At 44.7% G+C, this 22,004-nt stretch carries 18 protein-coding genes; 10 read left to right on the top strand and 8 right to left on the bottom strand.

Features of this window, described 5'->3' with window-relative positions; all coding sequences use genetic code 11:
• Positions 1–1,169, top strand: a 1,169-nt coding sequence (locus C7Y66_RS19940; protein WP_106546925.1) for a GNAT family N-acetyltransferase, incomplete at its 5' end; no start/stop codon positions are given.
• A gap of 91 nt (positions 1,170–1,260) precedes the next feature.
• Here the strand turns inward: C7Y66_RS19940 and glf are convergent.
• On the bottom strand, positions 1,261–2,400 hold the full coding sequence (gene glf, locus C7Y66_RS19945) for a UDP-galactopyranose mutase (protein WP_106546926.1): 1,140 nt from the start codon (positions 2,398–2,400) through the stop codon (positions 1,261–1,263).
• A gap of 147 nt (positions 2,401–2,547) precedes the next feature.
• Positions 2,548–3,537, bottom strand: coding sequence for a glycosyltransferase family 2 protein (locus C7Y66_RS19950; protein ID WP_106546927.1), 990 nt, complete (start codon positions 3,535–3,537; stop codon positions 2,548–2,550).
• 599 nt (positions 3,538–4,136) lie between these two features.
• Between C7Y66_RS19950 and C7Y66_RS19955 the strand changes: the two genes are divergently transcribed.
• The 6 genes from C7Y66_RS19955 (at position 4,137) to C7Y66_RS19980 (ending at position 10,652) form a co-directional block, all read left to right on the top strand.
• Positions 4,137–5,210 carry a glycosyltransferase family 2 protein gene (locus C7Y66_RS19955; protein ID WP_199197532.1) on the top strand — a complete coding sequence of 358 codons (1,074 nt, stop codon included), beginning with the start codon at positions 4,137–4,139 and terminating at the stop codon, positions 5,208–5,210.
• A 94-nt stretch (positions 5,211–5,304) separates the two neighbouring features.
• Positions 5,305–6,150: an ABC transporter permease gene (locus tag C7Y66_RS19960; RefSeq protein ID WP_015153352.1), complete on the top strand. Its 846-nt coding sequence runs from the start codon at positions 5,305–5,307 to the stop codon at positions 6,148–6,150.
• Positions 6,150–7,445: a polysaccharide ABC transporter ATP-binding protein gene (locus C7Y66_RS19965; RefSeq protein WP_106546929.1), complete on the top strand. Its 1,296-nt coding sequence runs from the start codon at positions 6,150–6,152 to the stop codon at positions 7,443–7,445. The genes C7Y66_RS19960 and C7Y66_RS19965 overlap by 1 nt, the downstream gene beginning before the upstream one ends.
• A gap of 70 nt (positions 7,446–7,515) precedes the next feature.
• The gene (locus C7Y66_RS19970) at positions 7,516–9,018 is read left to right on the top strand and encodes a glycosyltransferase (RefSeq protein WP_106546930.1); all 1,503 of its coding nucleotides are present in this window, start codon (positions 7,516–7,518) and stop codon (positions 9,016–9,018) included.
• Positions 9,019–9,034: 16 nt separating this feature from the next.
• Entirely contained in the window at positions 9,035–10,186 is a 1,152-nt protein-coding gene (locus C7Y66_RS19975) for a glycosyltransferase family 4 protein (RefSeq protein WP_106546931.1), read from the top strand.
• A gap of 82 nt (positions 10,187–10,268) precedes the next feature.
• Positions 10,269–10,652: a DUF4346 domain-containing protein gene (locus C7Y66_RS19980; RefSeq protein WP_106546932.1), complete on the top strand. Its 384-nt coding sequence runs from the start codon at positions 10,269–10,271 to the stop codon at positions 10,650–10,652.
• A gap of 71 nt (positions 10,653–10,723) precedes the next feature.
• Here the strand turns inward: C7Y66_RS19980 and psb32 are convergent, their stop codons facing one another.
• The 5 genes from psb32 to C7Y66_RS20005 form a co-directional block, all read right to left on the bottom strand.
• Positions 10,724–11,443, bottom strand: a complete 720-nt coding sequence (psb32, locus tag C7Y66_RS19985; protein WP_106546933.1) for a photosystem II repair protein Psb32 — start codon at positions 11,441–11,443, stop codon at positions 10,724–10,726.
• 78 nt (positions 11,444–11,521) lie between these two features.
• Entirely contained in the window at positions 11,522–11,959 is a 438-nt protein-coding gene (locus tag C7Y66_RS31980) for a DUF4278 domain-containing protein (protein WP_233222762.1), read from the bottom strand.
• 359 nt (positions 11,960–12,318) lie between these two features.
• A complete protein-coding gene (locus C7Y66_RS19995) occupies positions 12,319–13,182 on the bottom strand; it encodes a DUF6671 family protein (protein ID WP_106546934.1) in 864 nt (287 codons plus the stop codon).
• A gap of 74 nt (positions 13,183–13,256) precedes the next feature.
• Positions 13,257–16,520 carry an efflux RND transporter permease subunit gene (locus tag C7Y66_RS20000; protein WP_106546935.1) on the bottom strand — a complete coding sequence of 1,088 codons (3,264 nt, stop codon included), beginning with the start codon at positions 16,518–16,520 and terminating at the stop codon, positions 13,257–13,259.
• Positions 16,521–16,612: 92 nt separating this feature from the next.
• Positions 16,613–17,923, bottom strand: coding sequence for an efflux RND transporter periplasmic adaptor subunit (locus tag C7Y66_RS20005; RefSeq protein ID WP_106546936.1), 1,311 nt, complete (start codon positions 17,921–17,923; stop codon positions 16,613–16,615).
• A 495-nt stretch (positions 17,924–18,418) separates the two neighbouring features.
• Here C7Y66_RS20005 and dnaK point away from each other — a divergent pair, with 495 nt between their 5' ends.
• The 3 genes from dnaK to C7Y66_RS20020 all read left to right on the top strand — a co-directional run bounded on the left by dnaK (position 18,419) and on the right by C7Y66_RS20020 (position 21,879).
• Positions 18,419–20,467: a molecular chaperone DnaK gene (dnaK, locus tag C7Y66_RS20010; protein WP_106546937.1), complete on the top strand. Its 2,049-nt coding sequence runs from the start codon at positions 18,419–18,421 to the stop codon at positions 20,465–20,467.
• A gap of 116 nt (positions 20,468–20,583) precedes the next feature.
• On the top strand, positions 20,584–21,573 hold the full coding sequence (locus C7Y66_RS20015; protein WP_106546938.1) for a DnaJ C-terminal domain-containing protein: 990 nt from the start codon (positions 20,584–20,586) through the stop codon (positions 21,571–21,573).
• A 15-nt stretch (positions 21,574–21,588) separates the two neighbouring features.
• The gene (locus tag C7Y66_RS20020) at positions 21,589–21,879 is read left to right on the top strand and encodes an HNH endonuclease (protein WP_106546939.1); all 291 of its coding nucleotides are present in this window, start codon (positions 21,589–21,591) and stop codon (positions 21,877–21,879) included.
• Here C7Y66_RS20020 and C7Y66_RS33055 read toward each other — a convergent pair.
• On the bottom strand, positions 21,876–21,998 hold the full coding sequence (locus tag C7Y66_RS33055) for a hypothetical protein (RefSeq protein ID WP_255410022.1): 123 nt from the start codon (positions 21,996–21,998) through the stop codon (positions 21,876–21,878). The two genes, C7Y66_RS20020 and C7Y66_RS33055, sit on opposite strands and share 4 nt — an antisense overlap.
• Between the last annotated feature and the right edge of the window lie 6 nt (positions 21,999–22,004).

Genomic DNA, 22,004 nt, shown 5'->3' on the forward strand with positions numbered 1-22,004 from the left:
ATTCTGTTGCCTGGACGAATAAGATTGCTGAAATTCCTCAGTTGGCATGGGATGCTTTGGCATTACCTCTAGCAACTCCGTTTCTGGAGTGGGAATGGTTGAATAATCTAGAAACTTCTGGTAGTGCTACGGCTAGGGCTGGATGGCTGCCCAATCATTTAACCATATGGCGCGATCGCACGCTGGTTGCAGCTGCCCCGATGTACCTGAAAGGTCACAGTCAAGGTGAGTTTGTCTTCGACCACCAATGGGCAGATCTGGCACAGAGGATCGGTGTAGAGTACTATCCAAAACTCTTAGGCATGACACCTTTTACCCCTGCTGAAGGCTATCGGTTTTTGGTTGCGCCAGGGGAAGATGAGGATGAAATGACGGCGCTGATGGTGAGTGCAATCGACCATTTTTGCGATCGCCACAATATTTCTGGGTGTCATTTTCTCTATGTCGATCCTGCATGGCGACCCACCCTCGAACGACACGGATTTACAACGTGGTTGCACCACAGCTATGTCTGGCAAAATCTCGGTTTTGCAACTTTTGACGATTATCTCGGAGTCTTCAACGCCAACCAACGCCGCAATATTAAGCGCGAACGCAAAGCCGTAACAAATGCAGGCTTAGAGTTAGTGACTCATACGGGAGATGAGATCCATAAGTCTTTATTTCCGCAGATGTATCATTTTTATGCCGATACCTGTGATAAATTCGGCTGGTGGGGTAGCAAGTATTTGACCAAGAAGTTTTTCGAGCAGTTGCACGCCCATTATCGCCATCGCGTGTTGTTTGTGGCGGCTTACCATGCAGGAGATAAGGCAGGAGATAAGCGACAGCCGATGGGTATGTCATTTTGTTTAACGAAGGGCGATCGCCTCTACGGTCGTTATTGGGGCAGTTTTCAAGAAATCGATTGCTTGCACTTCGAGGCTTGCTACTACAAGCCGATTGAATGGGCGATCGCCAACGGTATCCAAACTTTCGATCCTGGCGCGGGGGGAAGGCATAAAAAACGGCGCGGTTTCCCTGCTAGTGTCAATTACAGCTTGCATCGCTTTTATCATCGACGCTTGGCGCAAATCTTAACTTCCTACATTCGCGAGGTCAATGAGTTAGAACGGCAAGAAATCGAGGTAATTAACGCTGAATTACCCTACAATCGGCGAGATACGTAGCAAGCGGTTGATAGAACCAGATTTTCGTTGTCGTCTAGTCACGAATAAATTTGTGGAGACGTTACATATAACGTCTCTACACTGACAACTGCTAACCTACCTGAACCAGCTTTTGGTCTAGTTCCGGCGATCGTCTATTCTCAGTTTCTCTCAGCTTTTTGTAGATTGTCAGAGCCTGAGCGACGACTTGATCCATGTTGTAATACTTGTAAGTCGCCAACCTGCCGACAAAATGCACCCCGGAAGTTGCGTCAGCTAGTGCCTGATATTTTTTGTAAAGTGCAGTATTTTCCGATCGCGGTACGGGATAATATGGATCGCCTTCGGCGCGTGGGTACTCGTAGACAATACTTGTTTTAGGATGTTCTTGTCCGGTTAAGTATTTGAATTCTGTAACTCTTGTATACAAGTGTTCGTTAGGATAGTTGACTACGGCAACTGGCTGATGCACGGGTGTATTCACGGTTTCGTGCTGAAATTCCAAAGAGCGGTAAGGAAGCTTGCCGTAACGGTAATCGAAGAATAAATCGATTGGACCTGTATAAATCATCTCGCGATACGGTATCGTCCCCACAATTTCCCGATAATCAGTTTGGAGCATGATTTTGATATTCGGGTGAGATAGCATATTCTCGAACATTCGAGTATAGCCATGCAGGGGCATTGCTTGATATGTATCCGTAAAATAGCGATTGTCGCGGTTCGTACGGGTAGGTACGCGGGCAGTCACCGATCGATCGAGTTCGGATGGATCGATGTCCCATTGCTTGCGCGTGTAGTTGCGGAAGAATTTTTCGTAGAGTTCCCTGCCAACCTTATTCACCACTACATCTTCAGAAGTTAGGATACGCTCTTTAGGTTCAGCCACTGAAGCAAAAAACTCTTCTAGCTGGAATGAGGTTAAATGGAGTCCGTAAAGTCGGTTAATCGTGTCGAGATTGATGGGAATTGGCACGAGTTGTCCGTCAACACTGGCAAGAACGCGGTGTTCGTAAGAACGCCATTGAGTAAATTGCGAAAGATACTCGAAAACTTCGCGAGAATTGGTGTGAAAGATATGGGGTCCGTACCTGTGTATGAGGATACCTGCTTCGTTATAGCAATCGTAAGCATTTCCACCGATGTGCGATCGCGTATCGATAATCAGAATCTTTTTTCCCAACTGACTTGCTAACCTTTCAGCCAGGACGCTGCCAGCAAATCCCGCTCCTGCAATTAAGTAATCGAACATTCAAGCACTCCTTGTTTCGATTTTTTCGAGTCATCTACGAAAGCATGAATCGCTAAATAAAAGCTTGTTTAAGGAATCATTGTTCGAGTACTGAGTTTGATGCCCTATATAACGCGCGTATTTTTTTTACTTCAGTTGACTAAAACATCATAATTTTTTTTCATATAAAATTTTAGGCTTATTGTTATCAAAATAACCCTTGAAACCATCCTGGTAAGCTTCAGTGAGAAATTGTAGGCGCTTAAACTTGCGATCGTCAAAGAGCAAAATAGCAATTAAAGAGCGGCAATAGTATTTAATCGTTCTCAAATAAAATCTCGTTTTACTAGCATAGTTTTTTCTTAACCAAATTGCATTTCTGGTTTCAAAATAAGTCAACCATATCCTGTTATATTTAGTTCTGTAAGAAATTTTACCTAAAAACTGTTTGACAATTGCTCCTGGATCGCCTGCTTCTTTGTGAAGAATAACGCTATCAGTAATCAGGAGAATTCTGCCTGCATTATTTAACCTCAGGCAATACTCCAAGTCGTCACCTCTAATAAAAAATTCTTTATTGGGAAATCCTATTTTTTCAATTGCTCTTTTACTGACTAGGATGCCAACAAAAGAACTAAAAGCTATTTCTAAGGCTCGATGATTTTTGACTAAATCGTCTTCTATCTTCCGATGGATCTCAATATCAAAATCAAAATCATTCTGATGAGTTTGGCGATCGAAAAACCCTAGATGGGGATGCAATATCTCACCTTCTAAGTCTATTTTGAGATTTGCTAAAGCACTGACATCAGGTTCATCTAGATAATGACTTAGCTTTTCTAAAGCATCTATTTCAGGTTCGGCATCGTCATCCATCAACCACAGCCAATCGTAACCTGCTTCATATCCATACTTTACACCTTGATAAAATCCACCTGCGCCGCCAGTATTTTCTGGCAAGCGGATGTAATCGATAAGTTGATTTGCTAGATATCCTTCTGCCTTCAGAAAATCAGGTGTATCATCAGTAGACCCATTGTCTACAAGGATAATTTTATCTGGCAAGCGCGTTCCAGTCAGTATTGCGTCTAGGCATTCTATTAAAAGTTTCTTTCGGTTATAGGTGACGACTACAACAGCGATTGTTGCTTCAACCATTGTCAGTTCCTAGTTTCTATGAGTTGATTTGAAATTTCCCAATCGATGGGAGCTAGAAGAAAAATAAAAGTTAAAATATAAGCGATCGCTAAGAGATAAGAGATAATCTCTCCCCAGGCAACAGACAACAGGTAGGATTCAACTCTTTAGAAAACAGACTAGCAGCATAATAGCAATTTCTGCAACAATAGTTGGAAAACACCAAAAATCTAGTCAAAAACAATCGAATACATTCGTTGCTACTGATGTAGTATGCAAATTCATCCTTCAAATGACAAATCGTACACCGCAACTTCTCCCAAGGATATACTACTTTTGGTAGAAACGGCGTTGACATTTGTATAGTGGATAACACTGCGACTAATTATGAAAAAACTCTCATAAAACATTCATCTATACTTCATAAAATCCCTATATTGTATAAATGTTTTATGAATTACTGTTATGTACATGCCTCTTTATAACTAGTAAGCCTATGACACTACGCGAATTCGCGTATGGTATTGGTGTAAGTAGCCTAATTCTGCAATCTTGTGTAAGTATTTGCAAGTAGACAGACTTGTAGACGATTGATTTTTTTATAGATAACAGGGTTGTAAATGGACGTATCAAAGATGGCAGAACCACAAGTCACTATCGTAGTCGTACCACGCGAACGTTTCAGTTTAACTCAAAAGTCCCTTGAAAGTATTTATGAGAATACAACCATCCCTTTCAAGTTGATTTATGTAGATGGTGGCTCCCCTGCGCGTATCCGAGATTACTTAGCAGCTCAAGCCCGCGAGAAAAATTTCCAACTGATTCGTACCGATTATTACCCTTCACCAAATTATGCTAGAAATCTAGGTTTAGCCCAGGTCAATACAGAATACGTTGTCTTCATGGATAACGATGTTGTCGTTGCTCCGAATTGGTTGAACAATTTGGTTCAATGCGCTGAGGAAAAGGGAGCTGCGGTAGTTAGTCCCCTCGTATGTCAAGGTCAAGCTTTACACGAAATCGTACATTGTGCAGGGGGAGAATCTGCGGTCATTGAAGAAAACAAAGGCGATCGCCCAACGCGGCGCTTGCACGATAAAATTTACAAGCAAGGTAAGCGCGTAGCAGATTTAGGCGACTTCTTGCAACGACAGCCAACTGGTTTGGCAGAGTTCCATTGCATGTTGGTGCGCACGGCGATAATTGAAGAAATTGGCGGTCAGCTCGACCCCGCAATGATGAATACCAAAGAACACGTAGATTTTTGTGTAGCGGTATCTGAGGCTGGAGGTTCCATCTACTTAGAGCCAACATCCCTTGTCACATACATTAACGGGATGCCGTTGGAATTGTCCGAGATTCCTTTCTACATGGTACGTTGGAGCGATGCTTGGGGTACGACTAGCTTAAACCGCTTGCGCGAAAAGTGGAATCTGACCGAAGATAAATACCACCAAAATTGGTATCGCAGTTGGTCGGAATATTTAACCGGAAGACGCAGGGTATTTATCATTAGACCGCTGCTGAATAAATATTATGTCTTTGGTAGGGGCAAGACTCGACTAGAGAATATGCTAGTGCGGATGGAGAAAAGGCTGAACCGTTATCTCACCGATCGCCATACTCGCAAACATCGGCAAGAAGTGCAACAGCAGCCTACCAAGTCGTTGCCTAAAACTCCAGTATCAGCATAATAAGGTAGCAGTAGGGTGGGCAATGCCCACCCTACCAAACTTTGGAAGAAGGATAAACCACTTGAAGCAAAAGAGAAATCTCAATTCAAATCCGATGCCGTTTGAAGTGGTGTATACGCCTGAAAGCCTATTAAGGCATCCGATTCAGTTGTTTAAGCAAATGGGACGAGACTTACTCGCTTCTCGCGAACTAGCATGGCGGCTGATGGTGCGAGATATTAGCGCTCAGTACCGTCAGTCGTTTCTGGGTGTGATTTGGGCTTTTTTGCCTCCAATTGTGATGGCAGCAGGATTTACGCTAGCAAGTGATGCAGGTGCGATCGCAGTTGAAGCTACAGATTTACCATATCCAGCTTATGTCATGTTCAGTACGGCGTTGTGGCAAACTTTTGTAGAAGCGCTCAACGGTCCAGTGCAAGCGGTAACAGTAGCTAAGCCGATGCTAGCTAAGGTGAATTTTCCCCGAGAAGCAATAATTTTGGCAAAGTTAGGTGAGGTCTTTTTCAACTTTGCGATCAAGCTGATTTTAATTGTGGGATTGTTTATTTGGTTTCAAGTTCCGGTCAGTTGGACGGTAATTTTGGCTCCAGTGGCGCTGATTCATTTGATTTTATTCGGTACATTTATCGGTGTTTTATTAGCGCCGTTGGGGATTTTATACCAGGATGTATCAAAAGGACTGACCATGATTACAGGGTTTTGGCTGTTCTTGACTCCGGTAGTCTATCCCGTTCCTGGCGAAGGAACGTTTGGATTTTTGGTACGGCTGAATCCCGTGACTCCTCTACTCGTGACAACACGGGAACTAGCAACGACGGGAGTTATCTCAGACCCGGCGGGATTTTGGATCGCCAGTCTAATTACTCTAGTTGGCTTATTATTAACCTGGGTGGCATTTCGCCTCGCCATGCCTTTCGTGATTGAAAGGGTGAGTTCCTAATGACTGAATTAGTAGATCGAGAAATTGCCATTCAACCTCAAGATTCTGAAGTTGTAATTTCGGTAGAAAATGTCTCGAAAAAGTTTTGTCGAGACTTAAGGCGATCGCTATTTTATGGTGTTCGAGATATCGCCACGGAGCTAATAGGTGGGAAGAGAACAGAAACACTGCGTACCCAAGAATTTTGGGCGCTGAAAGACGTTAATTTCGAGCTGCGCCGGGGGCAAGCATTAGGCTTAGTTGGGGCAAATGGAGCCGGAAAAAGCACCCTATTACGGATTATTAGCGGTCTGATTAAGCCTGATATTGGCACTGTAAAACTTAAGGGTAGAGTGGCTCCACTGATTGCTTTAGGAGCAGGTTTTAATCCGCTATTGACGGGGCGAGAAAACATCTATGCCAATATGTCAATTTTAGGATTATCGACCAAAGAAATCGAAGCCAGATTTCAAGAGGTAATAGACTTTGCTGAAATTTGGGATGCGATCGATGCACCAGTACAAAATTATAGTTCGGGAATGGCAGCGCGGTTAGGGTTTGCCTGTGCAATTCATACAGAACCGGAAATCTTATTAATTGATGAAGTCTTGGCTGTAGGAGATATCAAATTTAAAGCCAAATGTTATCGCAAACTACACCAACTACGCCAGCAGGGAACATCTTTTGTTTTAGTCAATCACAATCCCCAAGCAATTTTAAACGTATGTGATTCGGCAATTTACCTAGTCAAGGGTGAATTGATTGCATCTGGCGATACAGAAAGAGTTATCGAAAAGTATGAGGAAGATTTGTTTCTAGACAGTAAGAAAGCAACTGCACAAGTCATGTATTTGCCAGAAAAATCGGCAAATGAAAGTTTTGGCTTAGACATTACTCATCTATTTTTTCGAGACGCTGAAGGCAAGATTTTAGAATCACTCAAAAGTGGCGAACCTACTTCCTTCTGTGTAGGCTGTAAAGCTCATCAAAAGTTTGACAACGTGACATTGCATTTAAAAATTACAGAATTAGGCGGCGAAGGTGGTACGGGAGCAGTTTTATTTTTAAGTGGCGAAAATGATGAGAAGTTTTTTGAAGTTATCCCAGGAAAACATGAAATTCAATTGCACATGCCTTATTTAGGTTTAGCCCCTGGAACTTATACTATGAGCGTCAAGCTCAAACAAAGTTCTATCTATACTTTTGATGTATTTGAGTCTTTCCGATTTAGCGTTAAATCGGATGGAACGATGAGTCAATGCAAGTTTTATCAACCGCGATCGTGGCAAATTGTGGATGGCGATCGCGCTGACTGAAAAATGATAATAGCATTTGCTGCTACATAGTCGGTTTTCAATTATCAGTTTTCAATTAGGAAAACTTAAGATGTCATACAGAGTACTTCATTATAACTGGGCTGCCTACTTTCAGAAACCTACTCTTGGGGGAGGCGTATCTGTTTATTGTAAAAATTTAATTGACTATACAACTCAAAAAGATAATTGGCACGTCACCTTTCTTTATTCTGGAACCGATTACAGTTACTTCAATAAACGTCCACATATCAAACCGATTCGCAACCAAAATCATCCCCACGTACCCACTTTTTCCCTCGTTAATTCACCAATTATTGCACCTTCTCACTTCGCTTTTGACGATCCATTAGGTAATGTCAAACAACCCGCTCTGGAAAAATGTTTTCAAGAGTTTTTAGACACGCAAGCACCTTTCTCTGTCATTCACTTTCATAATTTAGAGGGCATAACCGCTAATTGTCTCAAAATAGCTAAAGAAAGTGGTGCTAAGGTCGTGTTTAGTTTGCATAATTATTGGGCTGTTTGTCCGCAAGTTAATTTGTGGCGGTTAGAACAGAGCCATTGTGACGATAATTTAGACGGACGCGCTTGCCTTGCCTGTTTGCCTACACCACCAAATTCAGAGCGAGAATTGGCAATGAGAAGACTAGAATTTTTAGGCAACTCCCTCGATTTGAAAGGGCGATCGCTACCTCTAAACTTGTTGAAAAAACTCGTTGCTCTTTTCTACAAAATTCAACGACCGCTAGTCGTGCAGACGCGATCGCCTCTACTCAAAACCCTAGAACTTAAAGGTGCAAATCTGCCTCAGCAAGCCGAGGCGTATCAATTTCGACGGCAGGAAATCGTTTCTCTGATTAATCGTTATGTTGATGTGGCGCTGTCTGTTTCCGATCGCACTGCTACAATTTATCAGCACTATGGTGTCCATCCGGCACGGTTGAGTACGCAATATATAGGTAGTAAAGCCACGCAGTTTCCAGTCCCGCCACATAACCCAGCAGTATACTCTCCAGGGCAACCCTTTCGATGCGTTTACATGGGAGTACCGAGAAAAGATAAAGGATTTTACTTCTTATTAGAAGAATTACGTTGCCTGTCAGCAGCAGAATTAAGCACGTTAGAACTCGTTGTCGCCAGTAAAATCGCAGATCGCACCGAGTTAGACTTAGCAATGCAGCAGAAAGGACCATTGCTCTCTTTAGCTCAGTCTTTGCATCGATTAATTTACCATCCCGGTTACTCTCATGAAAATCTTCCCAAAATCTTAGATGGTATCCACTTGGGAATTGTCCCGCCACTATGGGAAGATAATTTACCGCAAGTCACCTACGAGCTTTTAGCTTGTCGCGTACCCGTACTTTGCTCGAATCGAGGTGGCGCACAGGAATTTGTGCGACATCCGGCATTCATTTTCGACCCAGGCAAAAAAGGAGACTTTCAGCAGAAACTCTCAACTATTCGCGATAACCCGCACTTATTAACCGAGTTTTGGCAAGAGGCGCGAACGGTGCGATCGCTAGAACAACATTTTCAAGAATTAATTGAAGTTTACGCTGGCTGTCGTAACTGAGGATAGATAAACATAGATGATGAAGGTATGCTTCATTGCTGCCTGTCCAGGCACGGATATGCGGGGAGGACCGCGATCGCTGCTGGAAACTATAGACTCGCTTCAGAAACTGGGAGTCGAGTGTTTTGTGTTATTACCCGCACCAGGGAGACTGTTCGACGAATTGAGCCGTCGCCATATTCCTGTTCGTGTCATTCCCTACGAACGCTGGCTGGAAGCCACAAATTATCCCTTACGCGATCGATGGCGGAAGTTAAAGCGAAGCTACCACATAGCATTCCAAATCGCCGCCCAAATTAAAGCATGGCAGTGCGATGTAGTCTACACGAATACCATTGCTATAGGCGTTGGTGCTTTTGCCGCATTTCTATCAAGAAAACCCCATGTATGGCATATCCGCGAGTTTGTTTACGAAGATCACGGACAAGTTTTCGATCTCGGTCGCAACCTCACCTTAAAACTAGTAGATTTGCTGTCCCAGGTTTGTATCGTAAACTCCAAAGCTGTAGCTCAAAAATACGAGCAGTGGATCGCGCCGACAAAGTTGAAAGTGGTTTATCAAGCAGTCAACGTGACTCCAGGCGAGGCGATCGCCTTGCCTCCGACAACAAATTTGAGGTGCATTATTGTGGGTGCATTGGTGGAGGGAAAGAGACAGGAAGACGCGATCCGCGCTATTGCCGAATTGGTACATACGGGGGTAAGAGTAGAGCTATTAATCGTTGGCGATGGCGATCCTCAATACCGAGAGTATTTAGAAAATATTGCGACAAAAAACCACATAGAGCAATTTATTAAGTTTTATGGCTACGCCGATAATCCCTTTCCGTTGATGCAGAGTGCAGATGTCGTACTTGTATGCTCTAAGTGCGAGGCTTTTGGCAGGGTGACTGTAGAAGGGATGCGGGCAGGTAAGCCGATAATCGGTACGAGGAGTGGTGGTACGCAAGAGTTAATTCGAGATGGATTTAATGGGTTGTTATATACTGCGGAAGACGAGCGAGAGCTAGCGCAGAAAATTCAATATATTTGCGATCGCCCAGAGTTAGCTAAACAAATGGGCGAAAACGGTCAACAATGGGCTACCGAGCAATTTACTCCAGCACGCTATGGCAAGGAAATATATTTGCTGTTAAAACAGTTATGCGGCAAAAACTTGGAGATTTAAGCAGATATTGGAAAAAACCATAGAGAGAAGAAAGATTTAAAATTAAGTTAAGGGCAAAAAATAGTTAATCATGGGATGAGACATGGAGCGGACGCTAGAAGACTTAACGGCAATTGATGATAAACTTTCTAAGCGTCATATTGACCTTGACCCAGGCGGATATTTCATCATTTATCTGGATCGAGAAGCAGGGTTAATTTGTGCGAAGCATTACACCAACGCGATCGACGATCGCGGTTTAGCCGTCGATCCTGAAACGGGTAAACCTATCCCCGCACGCGGTAAAGTTCAACGAACTTCTACCACACTATATCGGGGGAGAACAGCAAAAGAAATTTGCATAGAAATTTTCGAGCAAGAACAAACTTGTCCCGTGACCTACTTAGATCACGCCGCTTATCTTGGACGAGAATTTGTCCGCGCCGAGATCGCTTTAGTCAACGGGCAAGAATACGTTCAGGATTAAATTGATAATGGGTAATGGGTAATGGGTAATAGGCAGCTACCAATTACCAACTACCAACTACCAATTACCACTTACTTGATATAAAAATAATAAGTCACCATTGGAATAATCGTCGCAGCTACAAGAAAGCCAATGACCCAAATCGTCGCGTTGCTGGATTTTGTCTCTTCGGTGTTTTTGTAGGTACTTTCGACAGCGACATCAGTTGCTAGCTGGTCGGGTGCGCCAGGATCGGGTGCGCCAGATAAAACAGCTACCAGGCGATCGCTAGCATCAAGAAACGCTTGATTGTATTTTTCACCTTCACGTAAAGGATACAAAATAGTTTGAGTGATGACGCTTTTGGCGATGTCATCCGTCAGCAGCGACTTCGCTTTATCTCCCACGCGGATTCCAGTCCCACTGCTCAGGGTATCTAGTACGACGAGAGTTTGATTGGCTTGCGCTTCTGGAGTTGGAAACCATTGCTCGAATAATTTATCGGTAAAAGATTGAGCAGTCTCACCATAGTCGAGGCGGCGAATGGCGACCAATCTGACTTCATTTCCCGTCGTTTCTGCCAATTTCTCCAATTCGCTACCAATCTTACCTTCGTTGATCGCACTGATTGCTTTTGCCGGATCGATCACCCAGGTCTTCTCCCCTGGCGCGACTGAAGGAATTTCGTATAGACTCGTTGCGATCGCCGGAAATGGCAGCATTAATGTAGTGAGAACCACTAACCCCAAAGAGAAAACCAAGGATTGCAGATATTTTCTACTGCTAGTTATTTTGCTGCGTAAGTATCTCATTTCCCCGTCCTGACAATTTACATATATTTAAAATTACTATATATAATTTGTCATTGGTCACTGGTCACTGGTCACTGGTCACTGCTCCCTACTCCCTTGTTTTACAACACTCGCACCGCGATATTTGAGGTTGGCGGGATCTGGCTGTGGTGCAGGTGTTTTTTCCTGACTCGATAGCCAAGGCGCACCGCGATACATTCCTTTAACTTCTGCGACGGCATCGTTTTCGCTGGAGATGCTAGGAATTGCTATCTGAGGGCGATCGCTCTGGGTTATGCTTTGGGCGATTGAATTAGACTCGCTTTTGGATAAATTTTTTAAAAGTAATTTTTTTGTCCCGAAGATTGTTACACACAGGATTAATAATTGGATCTGCCAAGGAGCTAAAATCAAAGCCAAAATCAGGCTGACGACTGTAGCTGTTCCTGTTAGGTAAGCCATCTCATCAGCAGATTTTTTGCAGAGATACCCAGAGATCAGACTAGTTGTTAAGGGTAAGAGAAAAAGTAATCGCATACTCAAGTCACAAGTCGCAAGGCAAAAGTCAAAATCGCATGACACGATCTAGTCTAGGTAGGTCAAAAGTTGAGAGCCAAAAGTCAAAATTGCATGACACGAGCAAGGCAGAGATAGCTGCCCTGTCTAGAAATGAGGCTGCAAGCGATCGGAGTAGATAAGAATATATGTTACCTTATTCCCATTAGAAAAGTTTATATTGGGTTTTCTTCTACCTGAAGTTAGATTTTTGTAAAATTTGATGACTTCTTTGTAAGATTTTGTCACTAAATGTGACTGACAACCTAACCTAACAATATTTAATTTTTAACTTTAAACTTTCAATTTTTGACTTTTGACTTTTAACTTTTGACTTTTAACTAAGGATTGCAATACATACATTGAGACGGATCGGCTACTTTCACACCCTGTGGAAATAGATTTTCTTGTTGAAAACTGCATCTTTGGCACTGATAGACTACCGAGCGGATTGCAGATGTGGGAAGATTGCATAATCCACAGGGTAAGCCCCGACGGTAGGCGATCGCATCAAAGCCAGGACAAGCACAATTAGGACAGATTTGAGAGATTTTTTGAATTAAATTTCTAGTAGCTTTAGCAATATTCTGCATCCTGGTTGGATTATATAGCGCCCGCATATCTGTTTCTATATGCACTTTTCCCGTCAAGGATTTGCTTAGAGCGAAAGTAACAATTTCTCTTAATTTTTCTGCTGTATTTATTCCTTTAAAAATCTCTTCTCGATCTGACGAATTAGGATTGAGCATGACAACTAAACCATGAGAAGGGAAGCCAATTTCACGAGCAAAAGAATCGGCTTCTTCAACAGTTCTAATTGATTGACTATTAAAGTTAGTTTCTGTAGAGATTTCCTGACCGACAATTTCTAATTGATTCAGCGTATCGATGAAAACGACTATTTCTTGATTCGACGAAATAAAAGGTAGATCGGGATGAGGTGCAAAGGAACCTTCACTAGCGATCGCAATTGTTTCACCTGTTATTTCTAAAGCTTTTTTGGCTTTGAGTTTAGCTGTAGTAATTTGGTCTGCTGGTCTGGCAATATCGCGAGTAAACGTACCAAAGATATCTGTGTTAAAGTCATTTGGAACTACACATTGCACTCCCAATTCTGCTTCTAAAATGGGTGCGATCGCTTTTTCTTTCTCGTGCATAGTAGCAATAACTACTACGCGACCTGTAAATAAAAAATTTGTTGACATGTATAGCGATCCCATCTATATACAATACATCCGTAGGGGCGCACAGCTGTGCGCCCCTACTACGAATGCATGACTCACCAGCGTTTATCTTTATAACGTTTACGATGCAAAAATTTTTCCGGCACAACGCTAACAGATTTCCAAATCGGCGTTGCCCAACCCCAGCCAATGTCATGTAGCATGACGTAGAAGCAGGGAATGATAAATAGAGTAAGCAACGTTGCTAAAGCTAATCCTGAAAATACCACAATTCCTAAAGGTTGGAGAAACTCCGAACCTTGACCGATACCCATAGCCAAGGGAAGCATCCCCAATACAGTCGTAATTGTCGTCATCAAAATAGGACGCAAGCGTTGCGGTGCGGCTTGCTGAATTGCCAGCCAACGAGAACAACCCTCCCGTTCCCGAATTTGATTTGCCAGTTCCACCATAATAATTGCATTATTGACCACAATCCCGACCAATAACACCGCACCTACCAAAACCGTCGCCCCAATAGCCGTTTGGGTGACGTACAGTCCAAAAATACCTCCAGCTAGGGCTAGCGGGACGGTCAACATGATGACGAAAGGATCGATTAAAGAGTTATACTGCACTGACATCACGACAAATACGAGAAAAGCAGCCAAAGCCCCTAAAAGCTTCAACGAGTTTTGTAACTGTTGATTGGACTGCGCCGCCGAACTCGGGATGACGTTGACTCCTTGCGGTAAGTCTATATTTTGCATCACGTTGTTAACTTCAGCGAGCGCTTGACCTAAACTCGCTCCCTCTGCTAAAGTTCCGGCTATGATAAATACTTGTCTTTGGTCGATTCGTTGCACTTCTCCTGGTGCTTGACCGAGTTCGATTTGGGCAACATCACCAAGACGAATTTGCCGATTTCCTTCAATAAATAAGGGAAGGCTGGCGAGTTGAGAAGGACGCTGGATTGTAGTTTCATTCAATTGGACGCGAATATCAACTAAGCGATCGCCTCTTTGTAGTTGCGTTGGGATTGAACCTTCGAGTGCGGTTTGAATTGTTTCGCCAATTTCTTGAGTTGTCAAACCAAATTCTGCTACCCGTTCCCAGTCAGGACGAATCTGGACTTCCGGTTGTCTGGGAGTCGCATCGGGTCGAAAACTCGCTAATTTTGCCTGCTGTTCTAAAGTTTGGAGAACTTGCTGTCCGGCGCGATTCAGTTCTTCCGTATCCGATCCTTGAAGTATGACATCCAACTCCGCCCCCCGTACGGGAGAATTAGTTAAGATCAGACCCCGCACCTCTCCTGGTCGCAGGCGGATAACTGTTTCAACTAAGTTGAGGCGATCGAATTCCTGGCTTACCCTAGCAACATACGCTTCTACATTAGTACCTGGTTTAAGAGTAATATTACTGCTGCCACGTAGAGGATTTTCACTGGTATTATTGCCAAACAGAAAGCCACCCGCAGTCGAAAAGATATATTCGGTTTCTGGCTGTTTGAGTAAAATATCGTCTACAATTTCCATCACCTTACGGTTCGTTTCCAACGCCGTACCAGGAGGAAACTGCACGAATAATCGAGCCTGTCCGGTATCAATGCGAGGCAGAATTTCTTGCGGAATTTGACCTGCCATCCACACACTACCACCACCCAGGACGAGAAAAGCCAGCAAGACAACTATGAACCGCCAGCGCAACAGCCGATTTAAGAAGTTACCATAACTACGAGTCGCAGCCTCAAATTTGCGATTAAATTCTCGCAGCAACCAAAATTTACCAATTCCACTCGATCGCTTAATTCCCATGAGTCTTGATGTCATCATGGGTACAACTGTGACAGCGACTAGGATTGAAGCAGCGACGGCAAAGCTAATAGTTAGAATTAATTCTCTAAATAAAAGAGAGAACAGACCACCAATTAGCAAAAACGGCAGCACCGCCACCAAGTTAGTACTGGTAGAAGCAACCAAGGCAGATTCTACCTCACGGCTGCTGCTTTCGGCGCGATCGATTATTGAGGTTTTTGGTAAGGGCGCACGGCTGTGCGCCCCTACCAGAGTTTCATCCTTCCTCACTCCTTCAACGATATTCTCCAACATAACGATGGAGTTATCAACGACGATGCCAACGCCGAGGGCAAGTCCGCCTAAGCTGAAGACATTGAGGGAAAGACCGAATAACCCCATCAAGATGATTGCAGCGCAGGTCGCTAGCGGAATGGCAAGAACGATAATGATGGTTTGACGTAGCGAACCGAGGAAAAGTAGAACTGCGATCGCGGCGAGTCCCGCACCAATTAACCCCGAACTGGTAACGTTAGAAATTGAGTTCTGAATGAAAATTGACTCATCTAGAGTGGGAGTTATGACTGCATCGGCAGGAATTAAACCCGATTGCCGTAGAGATTCGATCCGACGCTTCACTCCATCAACCACTGCGATCGTATTAGCTTCTGGTTGCTTTTGGACGCTCAGTTTGACGGCTGGGGTTTTGTTGAGAAAAGCAAAAACCCTTTGATCTTCTGTCCCGTCTATAACTTCCGCAAAGTCTCGCAGGTAAACGCGCCGCGCTACCCCTGGTGTAGAGTTATTTTCCTCAAAGGTAGCGGCTTCAAAGGATAAGTTGCGAATTTCCTGAGAGGTTTGAAATCTACCGCGAGTCCGCGTCAAGGGTTCGGATTCTCCCAAAATTCGACCCCCAGCAATATCTTGGTTGCGGGTTGTCAGTTCTTCCAATACGTCAGTTAAACCCACACCCACAGCTTGGAGGCGATCTAAATCGATATTAATCCTCACTTCTTCCTGCACGCCACCGGACACGTCTACAGCTGCTACTCCTGGGACGACACTTAATTCGCGTCCCAGTTCTTCATCAGCAAAGACGCGCAGATCTACAGGCTTAAGTGTCGGGGAGGTCAACCCAAATTCATAAATTGGCGATTGCGAAGGATCGACCTTGAATAATCGGGGTTCTTGGATATTTAAATTATCGGGCAATCCACCTCGACCTCGGTTAAAAGCCGCCGTAGCATCATTTAAGGCTTGATCGATATTCCCACCAGGCTGAAAGAATAGATCGATACTGACCTGTCCTTCGCGAGTCTGGGAATAGACTTGAACTACGCCTTCCGTAGCCGCTAAAGCTTCTTCCAACGGTCGAGTAATTTCGTCAACTGCAACTTCTGGCGATACTCCGGGAACATCTAGCCGCACGCCGATGCGAGGATAGGTAATCGCGGGTAAGAGATCGACTTGTAGCGTCGTTAGAAAAAAGACACCTAAGACGATCGCGGCTACAGTTAACATCAGTGTGGCGATGTGTCGTCGGATCGAAATGGCGCTGATACTAAATCCCGATGTTGGCGGCTGCATTACCTGTACTCTGTATCGACAAATTCAAGCGTGGGCGGGTTTTAAGCCGAGATTGACTGTTGAAGCCGATGATTCATCTGCTAAACCCGCCCCTACGATTCCTGTTGCTGTGTTTCCGATAAGACAGACAGTCGCACGGTTTCACCGTTTTTCAACGGTCTGCCACTTTTTGCTACAAACCTTTCCCCTGGTTGCAACCCAGATAGAATTTCTACTTTGCCATCTACCCGTTCTCCCAATTTCACCGATCGCGCTGCTACTTTTTCTCCAGTTATGACAAATACTGTTGCTGTAGTCGAAAGTCGGGAATTTTGACTTTGAGCTTTTGACTTTTGACTTACCTCTTCTTTCTCCTCCACTACAGCCGTCTCAGGAACCACAACCCTAGAAGCGGCGTTACTTTCAAAACTCACCCGTGCTAGCAATCCACTGCCGATCCGTCCATTGTCGTTGGGAATGATGACTTCTATGGGAACTAGTCTAGCCGTGCGATCGGCAGCTGGGGAAATTCGGCTGATTTTTCCCGTAAAAGTCTGGTTAGGGAAGGCATCTAGTCTCACCCTTACCGTTTGTCCGACGCGCAAATTTGCCAAGGCTAATTCTGAGATTTCCACATTTACCTTGACGCGGCGAAAGTCTCCTAAACGCAGAACTTCGCCGTTAGCTTGCAGGAAATTTCCCGCTTCGGTGACTTTTTGCGTGACTACACCATTGATTGGAGAACGGATATTTGCGTAGGATAATTGTTCTTGGGCTTGAGCGATCGCCGCTTGTTGAGCGTTGACGCGATCGCTAGCTGCTGCTACCGCTTGTTCTTCAGTACGGACTTCTTCTTCAGTAGCTCTTAACACTTTGCCAGCACTTTGAGCGTTAGTCCGCGCTTGTTCGGCAGCCTGTTCGGCAACTGCACCCTGTTCGACCAATTGTTGTTGGCGTTGAGAGTCTGACTGTGCTTGTTGAAATTCCAACCGTGCCTGTTCTACCCTGGCTTTAGCATTACTGACTTGATTTCTGGCTCTAGCAACTTCTGCTTTAAGGGCTGCTAATTCTGCTTGTTCTTGATTCAGCGCCGTTCGCAATATAGTATTGTCTTGCTGGGCGAGGACTTGACCTTGTTTGACGCGATCGCCAATATCAACTAACAGTTTTAATATCCGTCCTTCTACCTGCGCCCTGAGCGAAACTTCTTGTAGTGGTAGAGTCGTCCCTGTATATTCAGGTTCCGTGCGAATTTTTCCGGTACGGGCGATCGCCACTTCTACCGCTGGTGGTTGCTGTTGTTCTGCTCCCCTACCCTGGGATTGCGCATCAGCCGCTTCTTTTGGTAAGATGCCACAACCTGCTGTAGCGCTGAGTACAACAGCACTCAACGCAATTGCTTTAAATAGATCGAAGGCTCCCATAAAAAAATTCTGATTTTTGCTTTTGCTGCGGCAATTTCAATATATAAACTAGTCTTTATTACTAGAGTGTGGCTGCGGCTATTTCTTCATGCCATAGCTCGGATGATTGTTAAGTTATTTAAACTTTTTCTGTTCGCAAAGTGGCTCCCTCTCAAGAGGGAAAAACTAGCGATCGCCAACATGTCAAATCCATTTGCTAACACTACAAAGACCTAGCATAAGCAACAGTTGTGACAAGAATGTGTCATGGCGAAGTCAGAAGTTGGAAAAGAGTAGTGCGTTAAAGAAAGGGTGTAGGGTGTGGGGTATGGGGTGACAGTGACCAGTGACCATTTAGTTATTCGATCTCCTCAGTTCCCTCAGCTCCCTCAGCCCCCTCAGCCCTCTTCTCCCCTGCTCCCTGCTCCCTAGTTAGGCTGCCAGCAAGATACAATAAATCCAGCAAAAGTTCTCAACATATTATTATATTGAGACAAACTAGGAGAACGATCGCGCATGGGCAAGGTAGTCGGCATCGACTTAGGGACAACGAACTCAGTCATAGCGGTGATGGAGGGTGGTAAACCTGTGGCGATCGCCAATGCAGAAGGAATGCGGACTACTCCCTCCGTGGTTAGTGTCAGTCGCGAAGGGGAAGTGGTGGTGGGACAAATGGCGCGACGACAAGCCGTTCTCAACCCCAAAAATACATTTTACTCGGTCAAGCGTTTCATCGGTCGCAATTATAGCGAACTCAGCCCCGAATCGAAGCGGGTTGCTTATACAATCCGCAAAGGTGAAGCTGGAAATATTAAAATCGACTGCCCGCGACTGAATAAAGAATTCGTTCCCGAAGAAGTCTCGGCAATGGTGCTAAAAAAGTTGGTGGAAGATGCCAGCAAATATTTAGGGGAACCCGTCACAAAAGCAGTCATCACCGTTCCAGCTTATTTCAACGACTCCCAACGCCAAGCTACGCGGGATGCGGGAAGAATTGCCGGATTAGAAGTCTTGCGAATTTTAAACGAACCAACTGCTGCATCACTAGCTTACGGTTTAGACCGACAGGAAAGCCAAACAATTTTAGTATTCGATCTAGGTGGTGGTACGTTTGACGTATCTGTTTTAGATGTGGGCGACGGTGTATTTGAAGTCAAAGCCACTAGTGGAGATACACAACTAGGTGGTAACGATTTTGACAAAAAGATTGTCGATTGGCTGGCAGAACAATTTTTAGAGACAGAAGGGGTAGACTTAAGGCGCGATCGCTCTTCTCTACAGCGCTTAATGGAGGCAGCAGAACGGGCAAAAATTGAATTATCCGGCGTGACGGTGACAGACATTAACCTGCCCTTCATCGCTGCTACAGATGAGGGTCCCAAGCATTTAGAAACAAGACTTACCCGTTCTCAATTTGAAGGCTTGTGTACTGACTTGTTAGGACGATTGCGCGTCCCTGTCAAACGGGCAATTACGGATGCTAACCTGCGACCCGCAGATATCGATGAGGTTGTCCTCGTCGGTGGAGGAACGCGAATGCCAATGGTACAAGCACTTGTAGAGGCATTAATTGGCAGAGAACCGAATCAAAATGTCAATCCCGATGAAGTTGTGGCTGTTGGGGCAGCAATTCAAGGCAGCATTTTGGGCGGCGAGATGAAAGACGTGCTGCTATTGGATGTCACACCTTTATCGTTGGGATTGGAAAGTGTCAGCGGCGTGATGAAAAAACTGATCCCGCGCAACACGACAATTCCCGTGCGTCGTTCCGATATCTTTTCCACCGCAGAAAACAATCAAACTGTCGTAGAAATTCACGTCGTTCAGGGCGAACGGGAAATGGCAGCTGATAATAAATCCCTCGGACGATTCAAGCTGACGGGTATTCCACCCGCACCGAGGGGAATTCCCCAAATTCAGGTGTCGTTGGATGTCGATGCTAATGGAATTTTACAGGTCACGGCACTCGATCGCACGACAGGCAGAGAACAGAGTATCACCGTTCAAGGGGCTTCTACCCTCAGCGAGGGAGAAATTCAACGGGCAATTCGCGAGGCAGAACAATATGCCGATATCGACCGTCAGCGCAAAGAACGGGTAGAAAAGCGGACGCGGGCAGAGTCTTTGACAGTTGAAGCAGAACGACAATTGAAGGAAGTCGCGTTAGACTTCGGGATGCAATTTGCCCGGAGTCAACGCCAACGGATCGAAAGTTTAGTCCGCGAACTGCGGGCAAACTTAGAGGAAAATAACGATCGCGGCATCGACCAATTATTTGTCGAACTGCAAGATGCGATTTCCGACTTAAAACGAGAGATCCGTCAGTATTATGGCGACGATGAGGAAGAAAGCTTGTGGGATTCAATCAAGGGCATCTTTACGGGTGATGACGATGATTATTACGACCTACCCCGCCGAGATAGCTATCGCGATCGCGACTCCTACGATTATGGTAGAGAAGACTATAGCCGCGATCGTTCCCCTTATTATGGCGGCGGCGATAAGCCTAACCGCAAGCGTCCCACTTACCGAGACAACTGGGATGATGACGATGATTGGCTATAATCTAGCGATTGGCGATTCGCTAAGTTGGTACGTTGATTGCTAGAACTAAAAAAGAAAACGTTAAACGGAAACTTATAAAAGCTAACAGCCAAAAGCTGCAAGCAGATAGCTAAACTATGCAAGATTTGCGTAACTTTCGCGACTACTATGAAGTGTTGGGAGTCTCCAGAGAGACAAGCAACGAAGAGATTAAAAAGGTTTTCCGGCGCTTAGCCAGACAGTATCATCCTGACTTAAACCCAGGTAATAAAGAGGCAGAGGAAAAATTTAAGGCAATTGGCGAAGCTTACGAAGTCCTTTCTGACCAAACTCGACGGGCAGAATACGACCAATATACTAAGTATTGGAATCAGCCTGGTTTCTGGAGCAAGCAAACGTCACGCGCCAAAACTGGCGATAGTCGCGGTAATGGTAATAAAGTTGATTATGGCGCATTTCCCGACTTTAATAATTTTGTCGATCAAGTCTTAGGACGGCGCAAACAAGCCAGGACTGCAACAGCCGATGACGAACCAGTGACGACAGCACCCCGCGATCCGTTTCGTCCTGGGACGACTAAAGCAGCTTATACAGTTAATGCCCGTACTACGCGGCGTGATATTGAGGCTAAGTTAACTATACCCTTAGAACGGGCATATGAAGGCGGATTGGAGCGAATTCGCCTCCCAGAAGACGGGCGATCGCTAGAAGTCAACATGCCACCTGGAATGTACACTGGGCAAATCGTCCGCCTGCGAGAACAAGGAATTGGCGGCGGCGATCTTTATTTGAAAATAACCGTTCCCCCTCATCCATTTTTCAAGTTAGAAGGTAACGATATTGCGATTGTGTTACCAATTACTCCTGTCGAGGCAATTTTAGGTGGTGCGGTAGAAGTACCGACTTTAGATGGTTTGGTACAAATGAATTTGCCTCCAGGCGTGCGCACTGGGCAAAGATTGCGACTGGCAAAGAAAGGTTATCCCGATCCTGATGGCGAACGAGGCGATCAAATTGTTGAGATTCAAATAGTTGTCCCTAGAAATATTAGTCCTGAAGAACGAGATTTATACGAAAAGATTCGTCAAATCGAAACTTTCAATCCCCGCGCTGACTTACCAATTTAGAGATATATGTAATGTATGTCAGAATGGCGAGAAATTAGACAGAAAGTATTACAACGAGATAACCGCCAGTGCCAAGTCTGCGGGAAAGAACATAGCGGACAAGTGCATCATATTCTGCCTAGAAGTCAAGGCGGAACAAACGATTTGGCAAATTTAATTACCTTGTGCGGGAAATGTCATATGGTAATTAGTCCCGTCCCTGAATGGTTACTTACTAAATTGTGGCAGATTCCATCTGAAGAAATTAGCGCCGCAAGCCAAGCCATTCAAGACAGAATTAATGAAGTTGTGAGAGAGAGAAGTTAAGAATTAATCGAAACAAATACCAAAGCGATCGAAAAATTACCCATTGCGATCGCATTCTCACTTTTCATAAATTGCTGATGCAGGGTTGGTCGATCTAATTCTTGTTCCCTTCCTGCCATGTTTTT

The organism is Chroococcidiopsis sp. CCALA 051, assembly GCF_003015105.1.
GTDB lineage: Bacteria > Cyanobacteriota > Cyanobacteriia > Cyanobacteriales > Chroococcidiopsidaceae > Chroococcidiopsis > Chroococcidiopsis thermalis.